Source organism: Mesorhizobium sp. WSM4312 (assembly GCF_002294875.1).
Taxonomy (GTDB): domain Bacteria; phylum Pseudomonadota; class Alphaproteobacteria; order Rhizobiales; family Rhizobiaceae; genus Mesorhizobium.
In genome coordinates this window covers 101,002-126,585 of sequence record NZ_NSFU01000003.1, presented here as the reverse complement: position 1 = coordinate 126,585, position 25,584 = coordinate 101,002, and the positions used below count along the sequence as shown (strand labels likewise).

At 64.7% G+C, this 25,584-nt stretch carries 25 protein-coding genes; 14 read left to right on the top strand and 11 right to left on the bottom strand.

Translation table 11 applies throughout. The features are described from left to right. The first annotated feature begins 8 nt into the window (after nt 1-8). From fdhF to CK228_RS05840, 7 genes are all read left to right on the top strand, one after another. Nucleotides 9-2,921: a formate dehydrogenase subunit alpha gene (gene fdhF, locus CK228_RS05870; protein WP_095787209.1), complete on the top strand. Its 2,913-nt coding sequence runs from the start codon at nt 9-11 to the stop codon at nt 2,919-2,921. A gap of 2 nt (nt 2,922-2,923) precedes the next feature. Then, the gene (gene fdhD / locus CK228_RS05865) at nt 2,924-3,754 is read left to right on the top strand and encodes a formate dehydrogenase accessory sulfurtransferase FdhD (protein WP_095771729.1); all 831 of its coding nucleotides are present in this window, start codon (nt 2,924-2,926) and stop codon (nt 3,752-3,754) included. Continuing rightward, complete coding sequence (locus CK228_RS05860; RefSeq protein ID WP_095787208.1) at nt 3,744-4,052, top strand: formate dehydrogenase subunit delta; 309 nt, start codon at nt 3,744-3,746, stop codon at nt 4,050-4,052. The genes fdhD and CK228_RS05860 overlap by 11 nt, the downstream gene beginning before the upstream one ends. 77 nt (nt 4,053-4,129) lie before the next feature. Further along, entirely contained in the window at nt 4,130-5,722 is a 1,593-nt protein-coding gene (locus CK228_RS05855; protein ID WP_245437978.1) for an alpha/beta fold hydrolase, read from the top strand. A gap of 108 nt (nt 5,723-5,830) precedes the next feature. Next, nucleotides 5,831-6,310 carry a carboxymuconolactone decarboxylase family protein gene (locus CK228_RS05850; protein WP_095771726.1) on the top strand — a complete coding sequence of 160 codons (480 nt, stop codon included), beginning with the start codon at nt 5,831-5,833 and terminating at the stop codon, nt 6,308-6,310. 75 nt (nt 6,311-6,385) lie between these two features. Further along, on the top strand, nt 6,386-6,748 hold the full coding sequence (locus tag CK228_RS05845) for a nuclear transport factor 2 family protein (protein ID WP_095787332.1): 363 nt from the start codon (nt 6,386-6,388) through the stop codon (nt 6,746-6,748). 37 nt (nt 6,749-6,785) lie between these two features. Further along, a complete protein-coding gene (locus tag CK228_RS05840) occupies nt 6,786-7,100 on the top strand; it encodes a hypothetical protein (RefSeq protein ID WP_010913185.1) in 315 nt (104 codons plus the stop codon). Nucleotides 7,101-7,271: 171 nt separating this feature from the next. Here CK228_RS05840 and CK228_RS05835 read toward each other — a convergent pair whose 3' ends face one another. The 6 genes from CK228_RS05835 to CK228_RS05810 form a co-directional block, all read right to left on the bottom strand. Continuing rightward, nucleotides 7,272-8,699, bottom strand: coding sequence for a gamma-aminobutyraldehyde dehydrogenase (locus CK228_RS05835; RefSeq protein WP_095771725.1), 1,428 nt, complete (start codon nt 8,697-8,699; stop codon nt 7,272-7,274). A 26-nt stretch (nt 8,700-8,725) separates the two neighbouring features. Then, nucleotides 8,726-9,541, bottom strand: a complete 816-nt coding sequence (locus tag CK228_RS05830) for an ABC transporter permease (RefSeq protein WP_095771724.1) — start codon at nt 9,539-9,541, stop codon at nt 8,726-8,728. Then, nucleotides 9,531-10,481: an ABC transporter permease gene (locus CK228_RS05825; protein ID WP_179295831.1), complete on the bottom strand. Its 951-nt coding sequence runs from the start codon at nt 10,479-10,481 to the stop codon at nt 9,531-9,533. Before CK228_RS05825 ends, CK228_RS05830 begins: the two co-directional genes overlap by 11 nt. A 14-nt stretch (nt 10,482-10,495) precedes the next feature. Continuing rightward, a complete protein-coding gene (locus CK228_RS05820; RefSeq protein ID WP_095771722.1) occupies nt 10,496-11,494 on the bottom strand; it encodes an ABC transporter ATP-binding protein in 999 nt (332 codons plus the stop codon). A gap of 200 nt (nt 11,495-11,694) precedes the next feature. After that, nucleotides 11,695-12,849: an ABC transporter substrate-binding protein gene (locus CK228_RS05815; protein ID WP_095787331.1), complete on the bottom strand. Its 1,155-nt coding sequence runs from the start codon at nt 12,847-12,849 to the stop codon at nt 11,695-11,697. 214 nt (nt 12,850-13,063) lie between these two features. Next, on the bottom strand, nt 13,064-13,954 hold the full coding sequence (locus tag CK228_RS05810) for a class I SAM-dependent methyltransferase (protein WP_245437977.1): 891 nt from the start codon (nt 13,952-13,954) through the stop codon (nt 13,064-13,066). 31 nt (nt 13,955-13,985) lie between these two features. On the opposite strand from CK228_RS05810, the gene CK228_RS05805 reads away from it, so the two are divergent. Continuing rightward, entirely contained in the window at nt 13,986-14,468 is a 483-nt protein-coding gene (locus CK228_RS05805) for a helix-turn-helix domain-containing protein (protein ID WP_095771950.1), read from the top strand. A 4-nt stretch (nt 14,469-14,472) separates the two neighbouring features. Here CK228_RS05805 and CK228_RS05800 read toward each other — a convergent pair whose 3' ends face one another. The 3 genes from CK228_RS05800 to CK228_RS05790 form a co-directional block, all read right to left on the bottom strand. Beyond that, the gene (locus tag CK228_RS05800; protein ID WP_095771720.1) at nt 14,473-15,378 is read right to left on the bottom strand and encodes a LysR family transcriptional regulator; all 906 of its coding nucleotides are present in this window, start codon (nt 15,376-15,378) and stop codon (nt 14,473-14,475) included. Between the two features lie 74 nt (nt 15,379-15,452). Continuing rightward, nucleotides 15,453-16,070, bottom strand: a complete 618-nt coding sequence (locus CK228_RS05795; RefSeq protein ID WP_095771719.1) for a DedA family protein — start codon at nt 16,068-16,070, stop codon at nt 15,453-15,455. Beyond that, nucleotides 16,067-16,666, bottom strand: a complete 600-nt coding sequence (locus CK228_RS05790) for a methyltransferase domain-containing protein (RefSeq protein ID WP_095771718.1) — start codon at nt 16,664-16,666, stop codon at nt 16,067-16,069. The genes CK228_RS05795 and CK228_RS05790 overlap by 4 nt, the downstream gene beginning before the upstream one ends. Nucleotides 16,667-16,957: 291 nt before the next feature. On the opposite strand from CK228_RS05790, the gene CK228_RS05785 reads away from it, so the two are divergent. The 4 genes from CK228_RS05785 to CK228_RS05770 all read left to right on the top strand — a co-directional run bounded on the left by CK228_RS05785 (nt 16,958) and on the right by CK228_RS05770 (nt 20,411). Beyond that, on the top strand, nt 16,958-17,632 hold the full coding sequence (locus tag CK228_RS05785; protein ID WP_095771717.1) for a response regulator transcription factor: 675 nt from the start codon (nt 16,958-16,960) through the stop codon (nt 17,630-17,632). A 10-nt stretch (nt 17,633-17,642) separates the two neighbouring features. After that, nucleotides 17,643-19,004, top strand: coding sequence for a HAMP domain-containing sensor histidine kinase (locus CK228_RS05780; RefSeq protein ID WP_095787206.1), 1,362 nt, complete (start codon nt 17,643-17,645; stop codon nt 19,002-19,004). A 68-nt stretch (nt 19,005-19,072) separates the two neighbouring features. After that, on the top strand, nt 19,073-19,522 hold the full coding sequence (locus CK228_RS05775; protein ID WP_095787205.1) for an Rrf2 family transcriptional regulator: 450 nt from the start codon (nt 19,073-19,075) through the stop codon (nt 19,520-19,522). Next, complete coding sequence (locus tag CK228_RS05770; RefSeq protein WP_095787204.1) at nt 19,512-20,411, top strand: NAD(P)/FAD-dependent oxidoreductase; 900 nt, start codon at nt 19,512-19,514, stop codon at nt 20,409-20,411. Before CK228_RS05775 ends, CK228_RS05770 begins: the two co-directional genes overlap by 11 nt. On the opposite strand, the gene CK228_RS05765 is transcribed toward CK228_RS05770, so the two are convergent. Continuing rightward, a complete protein-coding gene (locus tag CK228_RS05765) occupies nt 20,408-21,184 on the bottom strand; it encodes a DeoR/GlpR family DNA-binding transcription regulator (protein WP_095787203.1) in 777 nt (258 codons plus the stop codon). The genes CK228_RS05770 and CK228_RS05765 overlap by 4 nt on opposite strands. A gap of 412 nt (nt 21,185-21,596) precedes the next feature. Between CK228_RS05765 and CK228_RS05760 the strand changes: the two genes are divergently transcribed. Continuing rightward, nucleotides 21,597-22,484: a phosphotransferase family protein gene (locus CK228_RS05760; RefSeq protein WP_095771714.1), complete on the top strand. Its 888-nt coding sequence runs from the start codon at nt 21,597-21,599 to the stop codon at nt 22,482-22,484. Then, nucleotides 22,481-24,934 carry an FAD-dependent oxidoreductase gene (locus tag CK228_RS05755; RefSeq protein WP_095787202.1) on the top strand — a complete coding sequence of 818 codons (2,454 nt, stop codon included), beginning with the start codon at nt 22,481-22,483 and terminating at the stop codon, nt 24,932-24,934. The genes CK228_RS05760 and CK228_RS05755 overlap by 4 nt, the downstream gene beginning before the upstream one ends. On the opposite strand, the gene CK228_RS05750 is transcribed toward CK228_RS05755, so the two are convergent. Beyond that, nucleotides 24,931-25,563: a class I SAM-dependent methyltransferase gene (locus CK228_RS05750; protein ID WP_095787201.1), complete on the bottom strand. Its 633-nt coding sequence runs from the start codon at nt 25,561-25,563 to the stop codon at nt 24,931-24,933. The two genes, CK228_RS05755 and CK228_RS05750, sit on opposite strands and share 4 nt — an antisense overlap. Between the last annotated feature and the right edge of the window lie 21 nt (nt 25,564-25,584).

The following is a 25,584-nucleotide window of genomic DNA, read 5'->3' as shown; positions in this document are numbered from 1 at the left end:
GCTGGCAGATGAACATCAAGGCCGACTTCCCATTGCTCGTCGAAGAGATCGACTACGGAACCCCGGAATCGCGGGCGCAAAAGCAGGTCACGCTGAGCGTCGACGGCCGCAGCATCACGGTGCCGGAAGGCACCTCGATCATGCGCGCCGCTATGGAAGGCGGCGTCGAGATCCCGAAGCTCTGTGCCACCGACATGCTGGACTCATTCGGCTCGTGCCGTGTCTGCCTGGTCGAGATCGAAGGGCGCGGCGGCACGCCGGCGTCCTGCACGACGCCGGTCGGCGAAGGCATGGTGGTCCGCACGCAGTCCGACCGGCTAGACGCCATCCGCCGCGGCGTCATGGAGCTTTACGTCTCCGACCATCCGACCGGCTGGAACGAGAAGGCCGGCACCGGCGCCAGCGAATTCGACACGGTGGCTAAGTCGGTCGGTCTGACCGAGAACCGCTACGGCGTCGAGGGCCGCAACCACGTCAAGCAGGAAGACGGCGTGGCGCCCGGCCATGGCTCGCTGGCGGTCGACTACATTGCCCGCGACGAATCCAATCCTTATTTCACCTATGATCCGGCGCAGTGCATCGTCTGCTCGCGCTGCGTGCGGGCGTGCGAAGAAGTGCAGGGCACCTTCGCGCTGACCATCGAGGGCCGCGGTTTCGAATCGCGCATGGTCGCCGGCATGCATGAGGATTTCATCGCTTCCGAATGCGTGTCATGCGGAGCCTGCGTGCAGGCCTGCCCGACCGACGCGCTGCGCGAGAAGACGGTGCTCGAGAAGGGCATGCCGGAACGCTCGGCCGTTACCACCTGCGCCTATTGCGGCGTCGGCTGCTCGTTCAAGGCCGAGGTGAAGGACGACGAAGTCATCCGCATGATGCCCTACAAGGACGGCAAGGCGAACCACGGCCACAGCTGCGTCAAGGGCCGCTTCGCCTATGGCTACGCCACCCACAAGGACCGCATCCTGTCGCCGATGATCCGCGAGAAGATCTCCGATCCGTGGCGCGAAGTGAGCTGGGAAGAGGCGATCGCGCACACGGCCAAGGAATTCCGCCGGATCCAGTATCAGTACGGTCGCACCTCGATCGGCGGCATCACCTCCTCGCGCTGCACGAACGAGGAGACCTATCTCGTGCAGAAGCTGGTGCGGCAGGGTTTCCGCAACAACAATGTCGACACCTGCGCCCGCGTCTGCCATTCGCCGACCGGCTACGGGCTCGGCCAGACCTACGGCACCTCGGCCGGCACGCAGGATTTCGACTCGGTCGAATTCACCGACGTCGCCGTCATCATCGGCGCCAATCCGGTTTCCGCCCATCCGGTGTTCGCCTCGCGTCTCAAGAAGCGGCTGCGCCAGGGCGCCAAGCTGATCGTGCTCGATCCGCGCCGCACCGAGATGGTCAAGTCGGCGCATATCGACGCCGACTATCACCTGCCGCTGAAGCCCGGCACCAACGTGGCGGTGCTGACGTCACTGGCGCATGTCATCGTTACCGAAGGGCTTTTCGACGAAGCCTTCATCCGCGAACGCTGCGACTGGACGGAGTTCCAGGACTGGGCCTCCTTCGTCGCCTTGCCGGAGAACAGCCCTGAAATCGTCGGCAAGCTTTCCGGCGTCGACCCGGAACTGATCCGGGGTGCCGCGCGGCTCTACGCCAAGGGCGGCAATGGCGCGATCTATTACGGCCTCGGCGTCACCGAGCACAGCCAGGGCTCGACCACGGTGATGGCGATCGCCAACCTCGCCATGGCCACCGGCAATATCGGCCGCCCGGGCGTCGGCGTGAATCCGCTGCGTGGCCAGAACAATGTGCAGGGCTCGTGCGACATGGGCTCCTTCCCGCACGAACTGCCCGGCTATCGCCACATCTCCGGCGAAGCCGTGCGCGATATCTATGAAAGCCTTTGGGGCGTGAAGCTGGACGACGAACCCGGCCTGCGCATTCCCAACATGCTGGACGCCGCCGTCGACGGCTCCTTCAAGGGCATCTACATCCAGGGCGAGGACATCTTGCAGTCCGATCCCGACACCAAGCATGTCGCGGGCGGTCTCGCGGCCATGGAGTGCGTGGTCGTGCACGATCTCTTCCTCAACGAGACGGCGAATTACGCGCATGTCTTCCTGCCGGGCTCGACCTTCCTGGAAAAGGACGGCACCTTCACCAATGCCGAGCGGCGCATCAACATGGTGCGCAAGGTGCTGGAACCGAAGGCGCGCTATGCCGACTGGGAGGCGACGCAGGAGCTTGCCCGCGCGATCGGGCTCGACTGGAACTACACGCATCCCTCGCAGATCATGGACGAGATCGCCCAGACGACGCCGAGCTTCGCCAATGTCTCCTTCGAGCTGCTCGACCGCGTCGGATCGGTGCAATGGCCGTGCAACGAGAAGGCCCCGCTCGGAACGCCGATCATGCACATAGACGGCTTCGTGCGCGGCAAGGGCAAGTTCATCCGCACCGAATATGTGGCGACGGACGAGAGGACCGGGCCGCGCTTCCCGCTGCTTTTGACCACTGGCCGCATCCTCAGCCAGTACAATGTCGGCGCGCAGACGCGGCGCACCGACAACGTCATGTGGCACTCGGAAGACCGGCTGGAGATCCATCCGCACGATGCCGAGAACCGCGGCCTGCGCGATGGCGACTGGGTGCGGCTGACCAGCCGCTCCGGCGAGACGACGCTGCGGGCGCTGATCACCGACCGTGTGTCGCCTGGCGTGGTCTACACCACCTTCCACCATCCGGACACGCAGGCCAACGTCATCACCACCGACTTCTCGGACTGGGCGACCAACTGTCCGGAGTACAAGGTGACGGCGGTGCAGGTCGGCGCCTCGAACGGCCCGTCGGATTGGCAACGCGAGTATGACGAGCAGGCCAGGAACAGCCGCCGCATCGCCTCGCTGCAGGCAGCGGAGTAGCCGTGGCCGCGCGCCGCAAAGCCACGACCGAGATATCGCGCCTGGCGCACCGCGCCAGCAGTACGACTGTTGCCAACCGCATGGTGCCGGAGGAGACGCCGGTGGCGTTTTCCTTTGCCGGAACCACGCATGCGGTGATGATGGCGAGCCCTGCCGACTTCGAGGATTTCGCGCTCGGCTTCTCGCTGACGGAAGGCATCATTGCCGACCCGCAAGAGATCGAGGCGATCGAAGTCGAGGATCATGGCGCCGGCATCGATATCCAGATCCGGCTCAAGGATCAGGCCAATACACGCTTCGAGGCGCGGCGGCGCAGGCTTGCCGGGCCGGTTGGCTGCGGGCTGTGCGGTATTGAGTCCATCGAGGAAGCGATGCGGTCCGTCGACGCCGTTGGTGCGTCAAAACTTACGCTTGATGCCGACGACATCGTCCGCTCCGTCAAGCTTTTGTCGAAGGTGCAGCCGCTGCATCAGGAAACCGGAGCCGTACATGCCGCCGGCTTCTATATTCCTGGCAAGGGCGTCGTCATGGCGCGCGAGGATGTCGGCCGCCACAATGCGCTGGACAAGCTCGCAGGCGCGTTGGCCAAAGCCGGCATCGACGGCGCCTCGGGAGCCGTTGTGGTGACGTCGCGCGTGTCCGTCGAAATGGTGCAGAAGACGGCGGCGGTCGGCTCGGCCTTCATCATCGCCGTCTCGGCGCCGACCGCGCTTGCCATCCGCACGGCCGATGAGGCCGGCATGACGCTGGTGGCGCTGGTGCGCGGCGAGGATTTCGATGTTTTCACCCACCCCGATCGGGTGGTTTTGGGAGTTGCCCAGCATGTCGCATGACGAAGACCACATCACGAGCACCAGTGAAAAGCTGGTGCGGATGGCCAACCAGATCGCGGCCTTCTTCCATTCCAAGTCGCGCGAGGAAGGTGTTGCCGGCGTCGCCGAGCACATCAACAAATTCTGGGAACCGAGGATGCGGCGGCAGTTCTTCGAACTGCTGGACAGCGGCGAAGGCTTCGACGAACTCGTCGTGGCGGCATCGGCCAGGATCAAGCGGCCGATCACGCCAGCCGAGGCCGATCTCAAGCTCGGGCTCAAACCCTTCCCGGCCGACGCCGCCGCGTCGCAAAAGTAGCCGCAAGCCGGCTGCGCGAGCCTATAATCATTTCCACTAAGGTTTGAGCTGCCGCTATCGACGCGGCTCTGCTATGGTTGCCGATCAGAAATCGTCAGGCCGGGCGCAAGAAACTCGTGAGGCCGATCGAGACCCGATATGCCCTCAGTGGCGAGGCGCGGATCGCCTATCAGGTGGTCGGCCAGGGCTCGCTTGATCTTGTCTTCGTTCCGGGCTTCATTTCCAATCTCGACCTGCATTGGGAAGACGAGGGCTATACAAGGCTCCTGAGGCGGCTTTCGGCATTCTCGCGGCTGATCCTGTTCGACAAGCGCGGCACCGGTCTTTCCGACCGTGTCGATGTCCATCACTTGCCCAGCCTCGAAACCCGCATGGACGATGTGCGCGCGGTGATGGACGCAACCGGCAGCGGCCGCGCGGCGCTACTTGGCGCCTCGGAAGGCGCACCAATGGCAATGCTGTTCGCCGCCACCTATCCGGAACGGACGCGGGCGCTGGCGCTCTATGGCGGCTATGCGCATTTCCACAAATGGGTGATGTCGCCCGAACGCCTCGGCGCCTTCATCGAGACGACGGAAACGTCATGGGGCACGGGTGTCACCTTGCCCAGCTTCGCGCCGGGCCGGCTCGACGACCCGCATTTCACCCGGTGGTGGGCGCGCTTCGAGCGCTTGTCGGCAAGCCCGACCGCAGCGGCAGCACTTGCCCGCATGAATGCCGGGATCGACGTGCGGGACATCCTCGGCGCGATCAACGCGCCGACACTGCTGATCCATCGCCGCAACGATGTTCGCGTCGATCCCGAAGCCAGCCGCTTCCTGGCAAAGAATATCCCGAATGCGCGGCTGGTCGAGATCGCCGGGCGCGACCATCCGATCTGGACCGGCGACGTCGACCGCGTCGCCGACCTGATCGAGGAATTTCTGACCGGCCAGCCGGCGGTGGCCGACACCGAGCGCGTGCTTGCCGCATTGCTGGTGACGCGCATCTACGACACGGCCAAGCTTGGCGATCGCATGTGGCACGAGCGCAGTCAGCGCTTTCAGGAGAGCTGGCGGCTGCTGGTCGGGCGTCATGGCGGACGCGCGACGGGTACGCATGGTGAATTGATGATTTCGCGCTTCGACGGGCCGGCGCGCGCCATACGCTGCGCGGCGGCGTTGCGCGAGGCGGCGCAGCAGATCGGCGTGGCGAGCGCGCAAGGGGTCCATGTCGGCGAGATCGAAGCGCGCGGCCCGCCGGTCGGACTGACGGCACGCGTGACCATGCAATTGGCGAACCATGCCGGGCGTGGCGAGATTCTGGCCTCCCGGCTGGTTGCCGACCTGGCGGTGGGATCCGGCCTGCATTTCGTCGACGCCGGCCGTGTCAGCCTCGGCGAACTCGACGAGCCATTGCCGGTGATGCATGCGACGTCGGAGCAGCATCTGGAACCGGCCTGCCGCTCGAAATCCAAGCCGGCTGAACCCGCCGTGTTGACGGCACGGGAAAGCGAGGTGGTGAACCTGATCGCCGATGGCAAAAGCAATGCGGCGATCGCTGGCGAGCTCAGGCTGAGCGAGCACACGGTCAAGCGTCACGTCGCCAACATTCTGCTCAAGCTCGACCTGCCATCGCGTGCGGCGGCGGCGGCATTCTCCGCCAGGCACGCTGGCCCGGACGGGCCATGACAGCCATGGCGCTTTCGGGCGAAGCGGGCACGCCGATCCAAGCGCTATCAATTCCCCCATGCAGGCCAGGCGGATACCGCCGGGAAGGCACTGCGAACGGAGGATGAAATGCTCGAGTCAAAACTGAACGTCAGATCATTTGTGATCGCGGCAGGCATTGGCGCGCTGTTCACGATCACTCCCGCAAAGGCCGAGGATGCATCGGCGACAGCCGCCTACAAGGACATCCAGGCGACGCTCGGCTCGGTGCCCGACATGTTCAAGACACTGCCTGACGTGGCGGTCGCCGGCGCCTGGGCCGAAATCAAGGGCGTGCAGCTCAATCCCAAGACCGCGCTCGATGGCAAGACCAAGGAACTGATAGGTCTTGCGGTGGCCGCGCAGATACCCTGCCAGTACTGCATCTATTTCCATACCGAGGCCGCCAAGCTCAACGGCGCGAGCGACGAGGAGATCAAGGAGACGATCGCGATGGCGGCGATCGTGCGCCATTGGTCGACGATGCTCAATGGAAGCCAGGTCGATCTCGCCACTTTCAAGAAGCAGACCGACGACGTCTTCGCGGCCGTCAAGGCGAAGTCGCAGTGAAAGGCACTGTCCGTCGATAAGCGCCGGGCAGATTTCCGAACGTCAACCGCCCGAAAGCGGGCCATGGAGGATGAGATGCTGACCAAGACTCAAGTCGTGGATGGCGCGGCGATCAAGAAGGCGATCGAGAGCCGCGATGGCAAGATGCTGTCTGGCTTCTATGCCGACGACGCGCTGGTACGGGTGATCGACCGCAACAACCCGCCGAGCAAGCCGCGCGAGATCCGCGGGCGCGCGGCGATCACCACCTTCTGGGACGACATCTGCAGCCGGGCGATGACCCACAAGGTCGACACCACGATCGCCGACGGCGACAGCCTGGCCTTCACCCAGGCCTGCGCCTATCCGGACGGCACAAAGGTGTTCGCCGCCGCGATGCTGGAGCTGAAGAACGGGCAAATCGCAAGGCAGACCGTCGTGCAGGCCTGGGACGAATAGGCAAGCAGCCGCCAACTCAACCTTGGGAGGAACCAGCATGTTCAGCGCTAGATGGCAGATCGACGCGAAGTTCGGGCATAAACAGACCGTGCTCGACCTGTTGAAGAAATGGGAACGCGAGATCGGCTCGCAGGTCGGCCTCGCCGAGCTGAAGTTCCAGATCATGACCGGATCGATCGGCGCACGCGAAGCGACGGTCGAGTCGCACCATCAGGTCGAAAGCCTGGCCCAGTTGGAGGCGATGTTCGCCAAGATCAGCAAGATCGACGCACACGCCAAATGGGGCAAGGAAATGGAGCCCTATGTCGTGTCAGGCACCAGCCTGTGGAACATCTATCGTATCGTCGAGTAGCACCGCTACCTGTTCCCCTTGTGGGAGAGGTCGGATTGCCCCGAATTGCCCTTCGCAATTCGGCTGGCAATCCGGCTGAGGGGTGACTTGGCGCCAAGCTGGAACACCCTCATCCGTCTCGGCGCTGCGCGCCGATCCACCTTCTCCCGCAGGGGGAGAAGGGAAACTGCGCTATGCGTGCGCCACCATCACGTGCCGCACGGCGGTATAGTCTTCCAGTGCATAGAGCGACATGTCCTTGCCGTAGCCGGACTGCTTCAACCCGCCATGCGGCATCTCGTTGGTCAGCATGAAATGGGTGTTGATCCATGTGCAGCCATATTGCAGGCGGGCCGCCGTCGCCATGGCGCGCGAGACGTCCTTGGTCCAAACCGATGACGCCAGGCCGTAGTCGCTGTCATTGGCCCAGTTGACCGCCTCGTCGACTTCCGTGAAACGGGTGACCGAGACGACCGGGCCGAACACTTCGCGACGCACGATTTCGTCCTCCTGCAAGGCGCCGGCGACGACGGTCGGCTGATAGTAGAAGCCGGTGCCCTCGCCCGGCTTGCCGCCGGTGGTGATCTCGATGTGCTTCAGCTCGGAGGCGCGTTCGACGAAGCTCGACACGCGGTCGCGCTGGCGGCGCGAGATCAGCGGGCCGATCTCGTTTTCGGTGTCGTCCGGCTGGTTGTATCTGATGGTCGAGACGGCGGAAGAGAGGTCGGCGACGAGCTTGTCGTAGACCTTCTTGCCGGCATAGATGCGGCAGGCGGCGGTGCAGTCCTGGCCGGCATTGTAGTAGCCGAAGGCGCGCAGGCCATTGACTACCGCGCCAAGGTCGGCGTCGTCGAAGACGATGACCGGGGCCTTGCCGCCGAGTTCGAGATGCGTGCGCTTGACCGATTTGGCGGCCGCCTGCAGCACCTTCTTGCCGGTGGCGACGTCGCCGGTGATCGAGATCATGTTGACCTTGGGATGGTTGATCAGCGCGTTGCCGACGCTGTCGCCACGGCCGAGCACGACATTGACCACGCCTTCGGGGAGGATTTCGGCCAGGATCCTGGCCAGCTTCAGCGTCGTCAGTGGCGTCTGCTCCGACGGCTTGAAGACGACGGTGTTGCCGCCGCCGATCGCCGGCGCCAGCTTCCAGGCCATCATCATCAGCGGGTAGTTCCAGGGCGCGATCGAGGCGACGATGCCGATCGGGTCGCGTCGCACCATCGAGGTGTGGCCGGGCAGATATTCGCCTGCGACGACGCCCGGCATCGTACGGACCGCGCCGGCGAAGAAGCGGTAGCAGTCGACGATGGCCGGAATCTCGTCATTGAGCACGGAATTGATCGGCTTGCCGCAGTTCAGCGCCTCGAGAGCGGCGAAGTCCTTGGCCTCGGCCTCGATGCGGTCGGCGATCTTGAGGAGATAACCAGAGCGCTGCGCCGGCGTGGTGCGCGACCACAGGACGAACGCTTGTTCGGCGGCCGCCACCGCCGCCTCGATCTGTGCTTGGCTGGCCTCGGGCAGGTTGAGAATGGTCGCCCCGGTCTTCGGATTGAGGATCGGCTCCTCGGTCTCGGCGCCGTTCTCGAATTTCGAGCCGATCAGCATCTGGGTGTCCATGGGCGTCTCTCCCTTACGAACTGACGTTATTTGCCCGAACCGGCGATCTGGTCGCCGTCGCGGGTGAGGTAATAGGCAAACAGGATGGGCAGCAGCGTCACCAGCACGACGACCATGGCCACGACATTGGTGACCGGGCGCTGGCGCGGGCGGATCAGCTCCTCCAGCATCCAGATCGGCACGGTCTGCTGCTGGCCGGCGGTGAAGGTGGTGACGATGACTTCGTCGAAAGACAAAGCGAAGGCCAGCATGCCGCCTGCAAGCAGCGCGGTGGCGATGTTGGGCAGCACGACATGGCGGAAGGTCTGAAAACCGTCGGCGCCGAGATCCATCGAGGCCTCGATCATCGAACCGGATGTGCGGCGGAAACGGGCGACCGCATTGTTGTAGACGACGACCACGCAGAAAGTGGCGTGGCCGAGCACGATCGTCCAGAACGAGAAAGGAATGTCGGCGAGCGAAAAGGCCGAGCGGAGCGCGATGCCGGTGATGATGCCGGGCAGCGCGATCGGCAGGATGACCAGCAGCGAGATGGTTTCGCGGCCGAAGAATCTCGTCCGTGACACTGCGGCGGCGCACAGCGTGCCGAGCACCAGCGCGATCGCCGTCGAGATGGTGGCGACGCGCACCGACAGCGACAGCGCTTCCCACACGTCAGGCCGGTTCCATGTGACGGCGAACCACTGCGTGGTCAGCCCCGGCGGCGGCCAGACGAAACTCTTCTCCTCGGTGGTGAAGGCGTAGACGAAGATCAGCAGGATCGGCAAATGCAGGAAGAGCAGGCCGCAGGCGGCAGCGATCCTCAAGCCGAGCGGAGCCGATTGACCACGGTCAGAGCGCATCGAAAGCCCCCATGCGCTTGGCGCCCCAGAGGTAGAAACCCATGATGACGATGGGCACCACGGTGAAGGCGGCTGCAAGCGGGATGTTGCCGGCGGTGCCTTGCTGCGAATAGACGGCCTGGCCGATGAACAGGCGCGAGGTGCCAATAATCTGAGGGATGATGTAATCGCCCAATGTCAGCGAGAAGGTGAAGATCGAGCCGGCGACAATGCCGGGCAGCGCCAGCGGAAACAGCACGTTGCGGAAGGTCTGGCCGGGCGAAGCGCCGAGATCGGAGGAGGCTTCGACCAGATTGCCCGGCACGCGCTCGAGCGCCGCCTGCACGGGCAGGATCATGAAGGGCAGCCAGACATAGACGAAGACGATGAAGGTGCCGGTGAACGACACCGACAGCGAGTTGCCGCCGACGACCGGCAACGCCAGCCAGGCATCGAGCAGCCACAGCAAATGCAGCTTGGCGAAGAGCCAGGTGAGGATGCCTTCCTTGGCCAGGATCAGCTTCCAGGCATAGATCTTGACCAGGTAGCTCGACCACAGCGGCAGCATGACGCCGAGATAGAACAGCGCCTTCCAGCGGCCACGGGCATAGCGCGCGGCATAGTAGGCGATCGGAAAGGCGACGATGGCCGAGGCCAGCGTGACCAAGGCCGCCATGGTGACGGTGCGCAGGATGATGTCGAGATTGGCGGCCTGCAGCAGGTCGCCATAGGTCTTCAGCGTGAACTGGCGGTTGATGAGGCCGGAAAACTCGTCGATGGAGAAGAAGCTCTGTGCCAGCAGCGCGAAGAGCGAGCCGATATAGACGATGCCGAGCCACAGCACCGGCGGCAAAAGCATGAGCAGCAGAAGCAGTTGCGGCCGGCGCCAGAACAGGTCCGACAGCGCGCCGCGCATGCCGCCGCTGCCGGGCAGGATGGCGGGGGCCGTGGCGCGCGGCATGGTGACGTCGACGCTCATGCCGGCTCATCCATCAGATGCAGGTGCTCGCGATTGAAGGTGAGCACCACCGCTTCGCCCTCGGCAGGCAGCGCCGTGCCAGCCGGGACCACGGCGTGCAGCTTCAGTCCGTCGGCATCGAGAGCCAGCCTGGTGGTAGCGCCGAGATAGTTGGTCGAGACGAGGCGGGCGGCGACACCTTCGCCGCTTGCGGCGCGGCTGACGCGAATGGATTCGGGGCGGAGACTGCCCCAGCAGTGCTGACCGGAATAACGCTGGACGAAATCCGGCGGCAGCACGTTGGAGGAGCCGACGAAATCGGCGACGAAGCGGGTTCTCGGCCGCTGATAAATATCCTCCGGCGTGCCGATCTGCATGATCCTGCCGTCGTTGAAGACGGCGACGCGGTCGGCCATCGACAGCGCCTCGCCCTGGTCGTGGGTGACGAAGACGAAGGTGATGCCGAGCGCCTTCTGCAGCGATTTCAGCTCCTCCTGCATGTTCTCGCGCAGCTTCAGGTCAAGCGCGCCGAGCGGCTCGTCGAGCAGCAGTACCTTGGGCTGGTTGACCAGAGCGCGGGCGAGCGCGACGCGCTGGCGCTGGCCGCCGGAAAGCTGCCCGGGGCGGCGGGCGCCGTAGCCTGGCAGCCGCACCAGCGACAGGGCTTCCTCGGCCGCCTTGTGCCGTCCGGCCTTGCCGACGCCCTTGACCATCAGCCCGTAGGCAACGTTATCGAGCACATTGAGATGCGGGAACAGCGCGTAGTCCTGGAACACCGTGTTGACGTTGCGGCGATAGGGCGGCACGCCCTCGGCGCGCTCGCCGAAGATCGAGATCGAACCCGAAGTCGGCTGCTCGAAGCCGGCGATCAGGCGCAGGCATGTCGTCTTGCCGGAACCGGAGGGACCGAGCATGGCGAAGAACTCGCCCGGTACAATGTCGAGATCGACAGCATCGACGGCGCGCACACTGCCGAAATGGCGCGAGACTTTCTGAAAGGAGACGGCTGATGTCATGGGCTCTCAGTCTGTTGCCGGTTTGTCTTTGGTCGAAATGGCTCTTGCCGCCCGATTAGGACCGGAGCGACAGTCCACCTCCCCCTCGATGGGGAGGTCGCGGCGAAGCCGCGGGTAGGGGTGACGGCGCCGACGTTTCGGGCAGCCCCCACGCCGACGCTGCGCGTCGACCCTCCCCACAAGGGGGAGGGTAAGCGAAATCACCGTCCGCCGATAACGCCGATATAGTCCGACACCCAGCGGTAGTAAGGCACGCACTGGTCGTTCTGGGTGGCGCATTTCGAGACCGGCGTCTTCCAGAACTTGATCTTGTCGAAATTGTCGTAGCCGTTGGTCTTGCAGCCTTCGTCGGTCAAGAGCTCGTTGCCCTTGCAGGCGGCAGGAACCACGGGGAGCGATCCGAACCAGGCCGAGACATCGCCCTGCACTTTCGGCGACAGCGAATGTTCGAGCCACATATAGGCGCAGTTCGGGTGAGCCGCGTCGGCTTCCATCATGGTGGTGTCGGCCCAGCCGGTGACGCCTTCTTCCGGCACGGTCGAGGCAACCGGCTTCTTGGCGGCGACCAGCGTGCTGACCTGATACGGCCATGAACCGGAGGCGACGACACCTTCATTCTGGAAATCGTCAACCTGGATGGCGGCGTCATGCCAGTAACGGCCGACCAGCGTGCGCTGGACGCGCAGCAGTTCGAGGGCTGCCTTGTACTGGTCCTCGTTCAGTTCGTAGGGATCCTTGATGCCGAGTTCCGGCTTGTGGAACATCAGATAGTTGGCGGCGTCGGCGATGTGGATCGGCCCGTCATAGGCTTGGACGCGGCCCTTGTTGGACTTGCCGTCCGGCAGCTTCATTTCCTCGAAGACGACGTTCCAGCTCTTGGGCGCTTCCTTGAACACCTCGGTGTTGTACATCAGGATGTTCGGTCCCCACTGGTAAGGAACGCCGTAATGCACCTTGTCGACGGTGAACCAGGGCGCGTCCTTCAGCCGGTCGTCGACCGTCTTCCAGCTCGGGATCAGATCGGTGTTGATCGGCTGCACGCGCTTGCCGGCGACGAGGCGCAGCGAGGCATCACCCGAAGCCGTGACGAGGTCGAAGCCGCCCTCGTTCATCAGCGAGACCATCTCATCCGACGTGTTGGCGGTCTTGACGTTGACCTTGCAGCCGCTCTCCTTCTCGAAGGCGGTGACCCAGTCATAGCCCTTGTCGGTCTCGCCGCGCTCGATGTAGCCCGGCCAGGCAACGATGTTGACCTGGCCCTCGCCTTTGCCGAGTTCCTTTACCTGGGCGATGGCCTGACCGGAGAAGGTCAGCGCGACCGTCAGCGCCGTGCACGACTTCAGAAATGAATTCATCATCGATCTCCCATTTTGGCGCATGCCCCCGAAACCGCTCCGGTTTTCGCCAGATCACGCGCGGACTGAAAAACATATCAGTTCGTCCTGTGGACTTGATGTCGCTCTGCTGGCGGCTTTGGTCCCTGACACCGAAAGTGCTTGGAAAATCCCGGTTTCGCAAATTCATTTATCAGAAAGACGATATCGGTTTTTCCGATAGACGGCCGCCGCTTCAAGCAAGCGCCGTCACCAGCCAGCAGGCGGCGTTAAAGCGAGCCTCACCGTCCTCAACGAAAGGCGCGAACGCAGCCGGCAACACCGTGGTGATTTTTTCGGCCGTCGCCCGGTCAACCTCACGCAGCGCGGCGCCGACCGGCCCTAGCCGGGTGACGAACGTCATCAGATTGCGTTGGGCGATCCGACACGGGACGTCTGCCTGTTCGACTGCGATTGAAGCCCAGCCGCCCGCTTCAAGGATCCGCCTCACCTTGGCGCCGTCGGCAAAGGCAAACTGACCCGGCGCATCGGGGTCCGGCGTGGGTGCGGGCGGCAAGAAGGGCGCAGCCGCTCGCACGGCGGTCGTCATGAAATCATTCTCGAGCGGACTGCGCCAGGCAACAAAGGCGAGTTTGCCGCCGCGCCTCGCGGCCTTTCTTATGTTGGTGAACGCGGCCACGGGATCATCGAAGAACATGACACCGAAGCGCGAGATAACAGCGTCGAAGTACCCCGGTTCGAACGCATATGCCTGGGCATCGCCCACTTCAAAACTTGCGTTTGCTACCCCTCCCACCTTCGTGCGCTCCGTCGCCAGGGCGACAAGCGGCTGCGAGATGTCGAGCCCCACACACTTTCCGTCGTTGCCCACGTGGCGCGCCATCGCCAGAGTCGTGGCGCCGGCACCGCAGCCGATGTCCAGGACATTGCCCCCTTCCCCGGGATAGCCGGCATCGACCACCAGCCGCTCGAACGGCGCCAGTATCTCGTCGAGGATCGGCTGCATCTCGACCCAGGTCTTTCCGCTGACATCGTTCCAGAGCGCGGCTTGGCGTGTGTTTGGCGGCACGGATTGCGGCATAACGGACCTCGCTTTCGTGTTGCTCTCGCTGATCGTCGCGAGCACTCTACGAGTTCAAGCCGACTTGAGGTCAAGCATGAAAGATATGGACATTGCCGAAGTGTCGCGCCGCACCGGCGTGCCCGCCTCCACCCTTCGCTACTACGAGGAGAGGGGCCTCGTCGCCTCGATCGGCCGTCGCGGCAAGCGCCGCCTGTTCGACCCTGCCGTCCTGGACCGACTCGCCTTGATCGCGCTCGGACGCGCCGGTGGATTCGCACTGGACGAGATTTCCTCGATACTAACGCCCGACGGCCTGCCGAAAATGGATCGAGGGCGCCTGGATGCCAAGGCGAACGAACTGGACCAAATCATCCAACGCCTGACGGCGATCCGAGAGGCTTTGCGTCACGCCGCTAAATGTCCGGCCACCCGGCCGATGGAGTGTCCGACGTTCCGCCGCGCCGTCAGGCTTGCCGGTGCCGGTCGCTTCGAGGTTGCTCCGCTCGCACCGTTCAAGGCGGAGGCGGTTTCCGTCACAAGGCGCAAGCGTAGGACTGGCCACGTCAGGCTGGAGTAGGCCACTAGCGCCGGACCGTCCGCTGAGACTGGGCAAGGCCGATGAAGTCGCGCGCCGCCTGCGGCAAGCTGGAACCGCGGCGCCAGACCATGCCGACCTGCACCACTGGCAAGGAGCCCGAAATATCGCGCGATTCGATGCGGTCGCCTTCCAGTGACCATGGCCGGTAGACGAGGTCGGGCAGCAGCGCCACGCCGGCACCGGTAGCGACCAGGCTGCGCACCGCTTCCACCGAACGGGTGCGGAAGGCGACATGCGGCTTGGCGCCGATCGCCGCCAGCAGTTTTCCCGTGTTTTCCTCGATCTCGTCGACGGTGAGCATGATCAGAGGCTCGCCGGCGATATCGCCAATGCTGATGATGTCGGCGCCGACGAGGGAATGGCCGAGCGGCAGCCACAGGCGGTAGGTCGAGACCTCGAGGATTTCCGATTGCAGCGCCGTGCGGTCGCGCAGATTGGAGGTCACCATGACGGCGATATCGAGCTTGCCGCCGATCAGGAGATGTTCGAGGTAGTCGCCATTGTCCTCGATGGCCGAGACCTCGACGCCCGGATAGGCGCGGCGATAGCGGGAAAGCAGATCCGATAGCACATAGCCGGCGACCAGCGAGGTGACGCCAAGCTGCAGCCGCCCTCCAGCCACGGCCTGTTCGCCGGAAAAAGAGCGGCGGGCGTCGGACACGTCGGCCAGGATCTTGGTCGCATGGCGCAGGAACTGGTGGCCCTTATGCGTGATGTTGAGGCCGCGCGGATGGCGTTCGAACAGTTCGACGCCAAGATCGCTTTCGAGTTCCTTGATCGCTTCGGTGACGGACGATTGCGAGATGGAGAGGTTCTGTGCGGCGCCCGACACCGTGCCTTGTTCGGCGACGGCGATGAAGAACTGCAGCTGGCGGATGGTGAAGGCCATGGCCGGACTAAACACCGGCGGCCGAGCGAAGGAAAGCCGACGGCGGAACTTATCCCATGGCTGGAGACTGGTGCTCAGCCGAGCGCCAGCCTGATGCGCCGCCGCCATGCGGGGCCATAGCGCAATGCAAGCATGAAGGCCGTCTCCAGCACCACGACAATGACGATGATGCGCAAGCCCACCGTGAAGGAATCCTGGCCGCTGCCGCGCAAGAGGTAGCCGGTCAGGAGGAAGCCCGCATTCCAGATGGTGGCGCCGAGCAGCGTCGCCATCGCGAAGGGCAGCGCCGGCAGACAAAGCGCGCCGGCCGCGATCGGCAGATAGTTGCGCACCGTCGGGATGAACTGCGCCAACAGCGACACCCGGACATGATTGCGGCGATAGGCCTGGCCAAGCTTGCGGTAGGTTGCCGGGCGCAGGAAGACATATCTGCCGATCTGTTCGATCAGGTGGTCGGCACGGTCAAATCCGATCCGGCGGCCAACCGCATACCAGACAAGGCAGCCGGCGAAGGAGGCTAGCGTCGTCACCGCCAGCAGGACCAGCAGCGCCGCGCCATTCGGCGCCGCCGTCATGCCGAGGAACAGCAGCAGCACATGGGACGGCGGTATCGGCAGGATCTTCTCGGTGAAGGCGAGGCAGAAGACGCCGAACAGGCCGAAGCCGAGAATGGCCGACAACGGACCGGTCATGCAAAGCGCCAGTCATAGGTTCCAAGCGTCTTGATCCTGGCGACGCGATAGACCGTCGCCGGCGGGAAATTGCGAAAGGTGTGGCCGACCCGCGTGACTTCGAGATCGAGCCGGTCGAGCAGCGACTGGTCGAACGGGCAGCGCCGGCCGAGCGTGAACTGGTAGAGCGCCCCACCCGGGCGAAGGTTTGCGAAAACACCTTCGAGAATGGCAAGCGTCTTGCGTGGCGAAATCAAGCGGAAGGGCAGTCCGCTGACGGCGGCGCCAACCACCGGCCCGGGAAACAGCGACAGATGGCGCAGGCCGGCGGCATCCATCTCGAAAATGCGGGCGGTGGGAAAGCGCCGCATGAGAAGTGCCGCAAAATCCGGATCGGATTCGATCAGCGTCAGATCCTCTTGCTGCACCCCGCGGGACAGCAGCGCCCGCGTGAACGGGCCGGTTCCGGGACCGAGTTCCAGCACGGGGCCGGTCTCGGGACCGATGTCGCGCGTCATCAAGGCCGCCAGGCTGGAACTGGACGGTGTGACGGAGCCGACCCTGAACGGCGCCACGGTCCACGCCATGAGAAAAGACAGGGCATCATGTGCAGGCATAACCAACCTCAATCCGGAACAACGGCACGCCAACCAATTCGGCGCGGCCGCTTGATTTCGTTTCGGCGTCGGACCCGAACCTGTTGCATCGTCGGGCCCGACGCCTTGACGCCGGCATGGGCGGTTCCTGCCGACCGGCGCTGTTTGCCGTGGCTGGATTGCATAGACATTGCGCAATAGCCTGGACGCAAAGAAAGAGCTTGCCGGCCGCCGGCCGTTCGGCTTTGCCATGTCCACGCAATGTTGGCGCGGTAGCGCCCGATGCGGTGTGCTCGTCGCCGGGGAGTGTGGATGCGTATCTTGCTGGTCGAAGACGAGTCCGAGATGGTCTCGGCGCTGCGTGCCGCGCTGAAGCGCCACGACATGGTGGTCGATCACGCCGGTACATTGCTTGAGGCGGAAGGCTTCGTTGCCGTCGACAGCTACGACGCCATCCTGCTCGACCGCCAGTTGCCTGACGGCGACGGGCTGTCGCTGGTGCCGAGATTGCGCTCGGCGGCGAACACCACGCCCGTGCTGGTGCTGACGGCCAAGGGCGACACGTCCGACAAGGTCGATGGGCTGGACATGGGCGCGGACGACTATCTGGCAAAGCCGTTCGCCTTCGAGGAATTGCTGGCCCGCTTGCGCGCCTTGCTCAGGCGGCCGGCGCCGATGCAGTCGCAATTCATCCGCGCCGGCCATCTGGTGCTCGATGTCGGACACCGCGAGGCTGCGATCCGCGGCGAGCCGCTCAGCCTGCCGCGCCGCGAACTCCTGGTGCTGGAGGCGCTGATGCGGCGCACCGGCCGTATGGTGCAGCGCGAGGCGCTGATGGAAGCGGTGTTCGGCCTCGACGACGAGATCCAGTCCAATGCGCTCGACACCCATGTCTCGCGCCTGCGCCGCAAGCTCGCCGACGCCGATGCCGGGGTGACGATCAACGGCATTCGCGGCGTCGGCTATCTGCTGCGCGAAACGACGTGAGCCTCGATCGATGAGCCTCAGACGCCCGCGTTCGCTCAAATGGAGCCTGGTGCTGCGCATCGCCTTGCTGCAATGCGCGATGCTGACGCTGATCATCGTCGGCATTCTCGGCGCGTTGCTCGCCACCGGCCTCATTCCGCACGACTATGAGGACGGCACGATGGACGTGCTGGCGGATGCGGTCGCGCGTGACGCTGGCGGCAAGCTTGTGCTGCGCGAAACCTCGGACTTGACGAAGCTGCGATTCGAAGTCCCCGACCTCTGGTTCATCATCCGCGACAGACAGGGGCAGCGGCTGCAGGAAGGCACGGTGCCGGCCATCTTCCAGCCTTTCGCCGGACTGCTGGACACCATCAGCGACGCGCGTATCGACCATTCCATCGGCGAGAGCGCGCCGCCGGATGCGAAGATCCGCTGGACCGAAACGGCCGCGGGCGACCTCCAGATCTTCACCGGCACCAAGGGCGGGCTTTCGCTGCTGCGCCTGCTCGGACAAGCGCCGCAATTCTTCCTACAAGGCATATTGCCGCTCGCCGGCCTGATGGCGCTGGCCACGCTGTTCGCGACGCCATGGGTGGTGCGCGGCGCGCTGTCGGGCCTTGGCCATGCCGCCGCCGAAGCCGAACGCATCGACATCGACCAGCGCGGCGTGCAACTGCCACTGAAGGATGTGCCAAAGGAAGTCACGCCGCTGGTCAAGGCGGTGAACGCCGCCCTTGCACGCCTGGACAAGGGCTACGAGCGCCACAAGCGCTTCCTGACCGACGCCGCCCATGAACTCCGAACGCCGGTCGCCATCCTCAACACGCGCCTGGCCTCGCTGCCGGCGACACCGGAGCGGGCCCGGCTGCTGCAGGACGCAGCGCGGCTTTCGACGCTGACCGACCAGTTGCTCGACCTGCAACGCCTCGACCGGCAGACCTCGCCGTTCGAGAAAGTCGATCTCGTGGCGATCGCGCGCGGCGTTATCGTCGACCTCGCACCGATGGCGTTTTCGGCCGGATACGAGATGTCGTTCGAGCCGCAACGGGAAGCGGTTTTCGCCACCGGCGATCGCACCGCGATCGAGCGCGCCGTGACCAACATCGTCCAGAACGCCATCGAGCATGGCGGGCGCACGGGCAAGATCACCGTCAGTGTCACCGCTCCGGCCGTCATCGAGGTGCGGGACGAAGGCGACGGCGTGCCGCCAGCCGAGCGCGAACGCATCTTCGAGCCCTTCTACCGGTTGCGCCCGCAGGATCACGGCGCCGGGCTCGGGCTCAACCTGGTGCAGGAAATCATGCAGTTGCATGGTGGGCGCATCGAGATCCTCGACGGCAAGCCGAGCGGCGCGTGCTTCAGGATGAGTTTTCGCGCCTTGCCGGCATAACACCGGCCTCAACGACAAAATTGCGCTGGCGTGTTTGACATCGCCGATATCGTAACTAAATAAGTTACATGAAGCGCAACAGCCGACTGTCCTCCACCTTGCACATTCTCGTCCACATGGCCGAGAAGCCAGAGCACGCGCTGACCTCCGGGCAGCTTGCCACCTTCATTCACACCAACCCGGTGGTGGTGCGCCGCACCATCGCCGGCTTGCGAGACGCCGGCATCGTCACCTCGTCGCGCGGGCATGGTGGTGGCTGGCTGCTCGGGCGCGCGCCCGAAAACATCTCGCTGGCCGAGATCAGCGCCGCGCTTGGCGAGACGCTGCTACCGTTCGGCACCGAGCCGGAAAGCCCGGGCTGCCTTGTCGAGCAAGCGGTGATCGCCGTGCTCGACGATTTTCGCGTCGCGGCCGAAAAGCTGCTGGCGGAGAAGCTCAGCCGCATCACGCTGGCCGACCTGACCGCCGATTTCCGCCGCCGTTACGACCTCATTGGAGTCTCCAGCCATGCAGTATGATCTCGCCGTCATCGGCGGCAGCTTTGCCGGCCTGTCCGCCGCCATCCAGGCGGCGCGGGCCCGGCGCAACGTGCTGGTGATCGACGCCGGCCGGCCGCGCAACCGTTTCGCCGCGCATTCGCATGGCTTTCTCGGCCAGGACGGGCGCACGCCCGGCGCCATCCTCGATGATGCAAGGCGGCAATTGCTGGCCTATCCCACAGCCAGGCTCGTCAATGCCCGTGCAGACAGAGCCGTCGCCAACAGCAGCAGCGATTTCGAGATCACCACCGATGGTGGCGAGACATTCGGCGCCGCGCGGCTGGTGCTGGCCACCGGGGTGCGCGACATCCTGCCGGAGGTTCCCGGGCTAGCCGGAGAATGGGGCAAGACGGTGTTGCACTGCCCCTATTGCCACGGCTACGAGGTTTCCGGCGGACCGCTTGGCGTGCTCGCGACCGGCCCGATGTCCATGCATCAGGCGCAGTTGATCGCCGACTGGGGCGACGTCACGCTGTTCGGCAACGGCCAGATCGAACCCGACGCCGGGCAGATGCTCGCCCTTGAAAGCAAGACTATCACGTTCGAATCCGCGATCGTCAGCGAACTCAGGGAAGACGGCTCCGGCGGCCTGATCGTCCATCTCGAGGGCGGCCGAACGGCCGGCGTCAGGGCGATGTTCGCCGCGCCGCGCAACACGATGGCGAGCCCGCTGGCCGAGCAGCTCGGCTGCGGTTTCACGGAAGGCTTGCTCGGCCCGGTAATATCCGTCGACGACCGGCAGCAGACGACAATTCCCGGCGTCTATGCCGCCGGAGACGCCGCACGCGCGATGCACAACATCGCCTTCGCGGTATCGGGTGGCACCTTCGCGGGCGTGTGCGCCCACCAATCGCTGGTGTTCAGTTAGAATCCGGCTTCGCCGCCGGCAATGCTGAGCCGCGCGCCGGCCTGCACCAGCGCAGTGGTGATATCGTGCGGCGGCGAACGGTCGGTGGCGAGTTCGGAAAAGCCGTCGAAGCCGCAGACCTGGACCAGGCCCTGGCGGCCGAACTTGGTGTGGTCGGTGATGACGATTGAGCGCTGGCCACGCGACAGCACCATGCGGGCGAATTCGGCCTCTTCCAGATCATAGTCCATGACGCCCGTCACCGCATCGACGGCGCCGGTGGATATGATGGCATGGCTTACCGAGAAGCGGCTGACGAAGTCGATGGCCGAAGTGCCGAACGCGGCACCTGAATCGCTACGCAATTCGCCGCCGGCCATATAGACCTTGTTGCCGTTGATGGTGGCCAGCGTGCGGGCGATGTCGGACGAATTGGTGACGACCGTCAGGCGCCGGTGGCCGAGCAGTTCCCGGGCCAGGAACGAGGTGGTGGTGCCGGTGTCGAGCATGACCGATTCCCCGTCGCGGATGGTGGCGGCGACCATGCGGGCAATGATGCGCTTGGCATCGGCATTCTCGCGCATGCGCCGTTCGAACGGCGCCTCGCCGACCATGGACGGCAGGCCGACGGCGCCATGCATCTTCAGCACCGAGCCGTCGCTGGTGAGTGGCTTGACGTCGCGCCGCACGGTTTCCAGCGAAACACCCAGCCGATCCGCCAGGCTGGCGATGGTGACGGTTCCTTCTTCCTGCAGCAGCCGCAGGATCTCGCCGTGGCGTTTGGAATGGACCATTGGGTTTCCCGGACTTCGCCTTTTTGACCGGTTTTAAGGTAATTCAAGCAGTTTTAAAGATATCGCCCCTTGCTTTCGGGCAAAACACCCAAAAAAAGTCACATCTTTTTATTGACAACCGGGCAACCCTGGCGTGAAATCTAACGCATCAGCAGGGTTCGGAGCTGCAACGGGAGGGCGATGGCAGAGCCGCAACTCACTGGCCAGGCGGTCTTGAACGCGTCTGGGGTAAGGAATTTTCAGATCCGCGGGGGCGGATGCCGGGATCAGAATCCTGGCCAAGGGGCTCGTCGGTGCGGTGCGGGATACCGATCCTGGCGTCCCGCACCGACGAGATTATTTGCGTTTCTCCCCGCTCTCGTCGCGCTGTCCATGGCGCCTTGTCGAAGCCCAGCAAACCAGGGATGATCCCGTGATTGCCGAAGATCGCATCCGCGCCCTGCCGTGCTGGACCGGCGCCATCGAGATCGCCCCCCTCCCCGGCGGCCTGAGCAACGCCAATTATGTGGTCAGTGACGCTGCCGGCAAACATGTCGTGCGCTTCGGCCAGGACTATCCCTTCCACCATGTCTTCCGCGAGCGCGAGGTGATGACCGCGCGGGCGGCCCATGCCGCCGGCTTCGCGCCGGCCGTGCGCTATTCCGAACCTGGCATCCTGGTGACGCAGTTTCTCGGCGCCAGGACCTATCTCGCCGAAGACGTGCGCGCCAATCTCGGGCGCGTGGCGGCCCTGCTGCGATCCTTCCATCGCGAGATGCCGAACCATGTCTCCGGCGCCGGCTTCATGTTCTGGGTGTTCCACGTCATCCGCGACTATGCGCGCACGCTCGAGGAGGGCAACAGCCGCAAGCGCAACGACTTGCCGCGTCTGCTGACGCTGGCCGACGAACTGGAGCGGGCGCAGAAATTGCTGCCGATCGTCTTCGGTCACAATGATCTATTGCCGGCTAATATTCTCGACGACGGCAACAGGCTGTGGCTGATCGATTTCGAATATGCCGGCTTCAACACGGCAATGTTCGACCTCGCCGGCGTCGCCTCGAACGCCGGCATGAGCGACGCGGAATCCTTCGCCTTCCTGACCGCCTATTTCATGAAGGAGCCGGACGAGGCGATCCGCCGCTCGCACGCCGCCATGCAATGCGCCTCGCTGTTGCGCGAGGCGATGTGGAGCATGGTTTCGGAACTCTATCTCGACGCGCCCGGCATCGACTACGTCGCCTACACCGAGGAAAATTTGGTGCGGCTCGACGCGGCGCTGGAAAACTACCGGACAAAATACGGGATCCTGAAATCATGACCTTGCCCAGCCAGGCCGCCATCGTCGTCATCGGCGGCGGCATCATCGGCTGCTCGACGGCCTATCATCTGGCGCGCGACCACAAGGCCGACGTCGTGCTGCTCGAACAGGGTAAGTTGACCTCGGGCTCGACCTGGCACGCCGCCGGCCTGGTCGGGCAATTGCGCTCGTCCGCCTCGATCACCCGCGTGCTCAAATATTCGGTCGACCTCTACAAGGGGCTGGAGGCCGAAACCGGCCTTGCCACCGGCTGGAAGATGACCGGCTGCCTGCGGCTCGCCACCAATGCCGACCGCTGGACCGAGTACAAAAGGCTGGCGACCACGGCGAAGAGCTTCGGCATGGACATGCATCTTTTGTCCCCGGCCGAGGTCAAGGCGATGTGGCCGCTGATGGAAACCGGCGATCTCGTCGGCGCCTCCTGGCTGCCGACAGACGGACAGGCCAGCCCCTCCGACATCACGCAGTCGCTGGCCAAGGGCGCGCGGATGCATGGCGCCAAGCTCTATGAGAATGTCCGCGTCACCGGCTTCGAGATGGAGGGCGGCCGCATCACGGCGGTGAAGACCGATCAAGGCGACATCGCCTGCGACAAGGTGGTGAACTGCGCCGGACAATGGGCGCGGCAGGTCGGCGCCATGGCCGGCATCAACGTGCCGCTGCAGCCGGTGAAGCACCAATACATCATCACCGAGAAGATCGATGGCCTGGCGACCGACGCGCCGACGCTGCGCGACCCCGACCGGCGCACCTATTTCAAGGAGGAGGTCGGCGGACTGGTGATGGGCGGCTATGAGCCGAACCCGCAGTCCTGGGCGACCGATCTCCCCGGCGGCGACGTGCCCAACGACTGGGAGTTCCGGCTGTTCGACGACGACTACGACCATTTCGAGCAGCATATGACACAGGCGATCGCGCGTGTGCCGGCGCTGGAAACCGTCGGCGTCAAGCAGATGATCAACGGGCCGGAAAGCTTCACGCCGGACGGCAATTTCATCCTCGGCACGGCACCAGAATGCGCCAACATGTTCGTCGGCGCCGGCTTCAACGCCTTCGGCATCGCCTCTGGCGGCGGCGCCGGCTGGGTGCTGGCGCAATGGGTGGTGGACGGCGAGGCGCCGCTCGACCTGTGGGTGGTCGACATCAGGCGCTTCTCCAACCTGCACCGCGACCGGCAATGGGTGCGCGAGCGGACGCTGGAAGCCTATGGCAAGCATTACACGATCGGCTTCCCGCACGAGGAGTATGCCAGCGGCCGGCCGCGCATCGTCTCGCCGCTTTACGACAGGCTGAAGCAGCAGCGCGCCGTGTTCGGCTCGAAGCTCGGCTGGGAGCGGCCGAACTGGTTCGCACCGGAGGGCGTCGAGCCGCGAGACATCTATTCAATGGGCCGGCAGAACTGGTTTTCAGCGGTCGGCGACGAGCACCGGCATGTACGCGAGAAGGTCGCCATCTTCGACCAGTCGTCCTTCGCCAAATACGAATTGAGCGGACCCGACGCGGCCAAGGCGCTCGACTGGATTTGCGCCAACGACGTCAGCAAGCCGGTCGGAAGGTTGACCTACACGCAGCTTCTCAACACGCGCGGCGGCATCGAGGCCGACCTGACCGTGGCGCGGCTGGCCGAGGAGAAATTCTACATCGTCACAGGCACCGGCTTCCGCACGCATGATGCCTCGTGGATCAGCGACCATATAGGCGAGGGTCACGATGCGGAGTTGACCGATGTCACCGAGGATTTCGGCACGCTGTCGCTGATGGGTCCGCGGGCGCGCGACGTGCTCGCCGCGGTGACCGATGCCGATGTGTCGAACGCTTCGTTCCCGTTCTGCCATGTGCGCGAGGTCACCATTGCCGGCCACACGATTCGGGCGCTGCGTGTCACCTATGTCGGCGAACTCGGCTGGGAACTGCATGTGCCGATCGCGGCGACAGGCGAAGTCTTCGACGCGCTGATGGCGGCCGGCAAGACGCATTGCATCCGCCCGGTCGGCTACCGGGCGCTGGAATCGCTGCGGCTGGAAAAGGGCTACCGCGCCTGGGGTTCCGACATCACACCCAACGACACGCCGCAGGAAGCCGGGCTCGGCTGGGCGGTCAAGCTCAGGAAGAACACCGATTTCGTCGGCCGGCGCGCGCTCGAGACGGTTGTCGGCGCGCCGCTGAAGAAGCGCTTTGCCGGCTTCACGGTCGACAGTCCTGAAGTCGTGCTGCTCGGCCGGGAGACCATCCTGCGCAATGGTGAGCCGGTCGGCTATCTGACCAGCGGCGGCTATGGCTACACGCTGGGCAAGAACATCGGCTACGGCTATGTGCGCAACGGCGACGGGGTGAGCGACGATTTCCTCGCCACGGGCGACTACGAGCTGGTTGTCGCGATGGAGCGGACGCCGGCCAGGATCCATCTCGAGCCGATGTTCGACCCGACGGCGGAGAGGGTAAAGGCCTAGTTCACTAGCAGAGCGAGGCCCCGGCTGGGCACGGTGTCGGCCTCGCCCGGCATCGAGACGTAAGGGCGCGTTTCCTCGGCACGGGTGACGACGCCTTGTGCTTCGAGTTCGGCGATGCGTGCGGCAAAACCCTGATCCCACAGCGTGTTCTTGACCGTCAGCACGATGATCCCGCCGGGCCGGCAGATGCGGATCAGCTCATCCAGCCCTTCGACGCCGACATGGCCTGAAGTGAAGACACCGGCCGAGACGATCCCGGCATAGGCATCGTCGGCAAAGGGCAGCGTGCCGCCGAGCGCGAGGCAATGCAGCGCGGAATAGACACCCTTGCGGGCGGCCTGGTCCAGCATGCCTTGCGAGATGTCCAGCGCCTCGACTTCAGGATAGCCTGATATATCGAGCCATTCGCCGATGAGCCCGGTGCCCGCGCCTGCATCGAGCAGCGGCGCCGCGCCGCGCGGCAGATGGCGGGCCAGCAGGGCAAGGCAGATCGTCGGATGACGATAACCGGCGGCAGACATGTCGGCGTCATAGGTCTGCGACCAGCGATCATAGAGTGCGGCCACCTCCTCCGGGCGTTTGGCTGCGTAGGCCGCGCTGAGCGCGTCCAAGTGTTTACCGTCCGTCATCGCCGCTGTGTCGCCTGATCA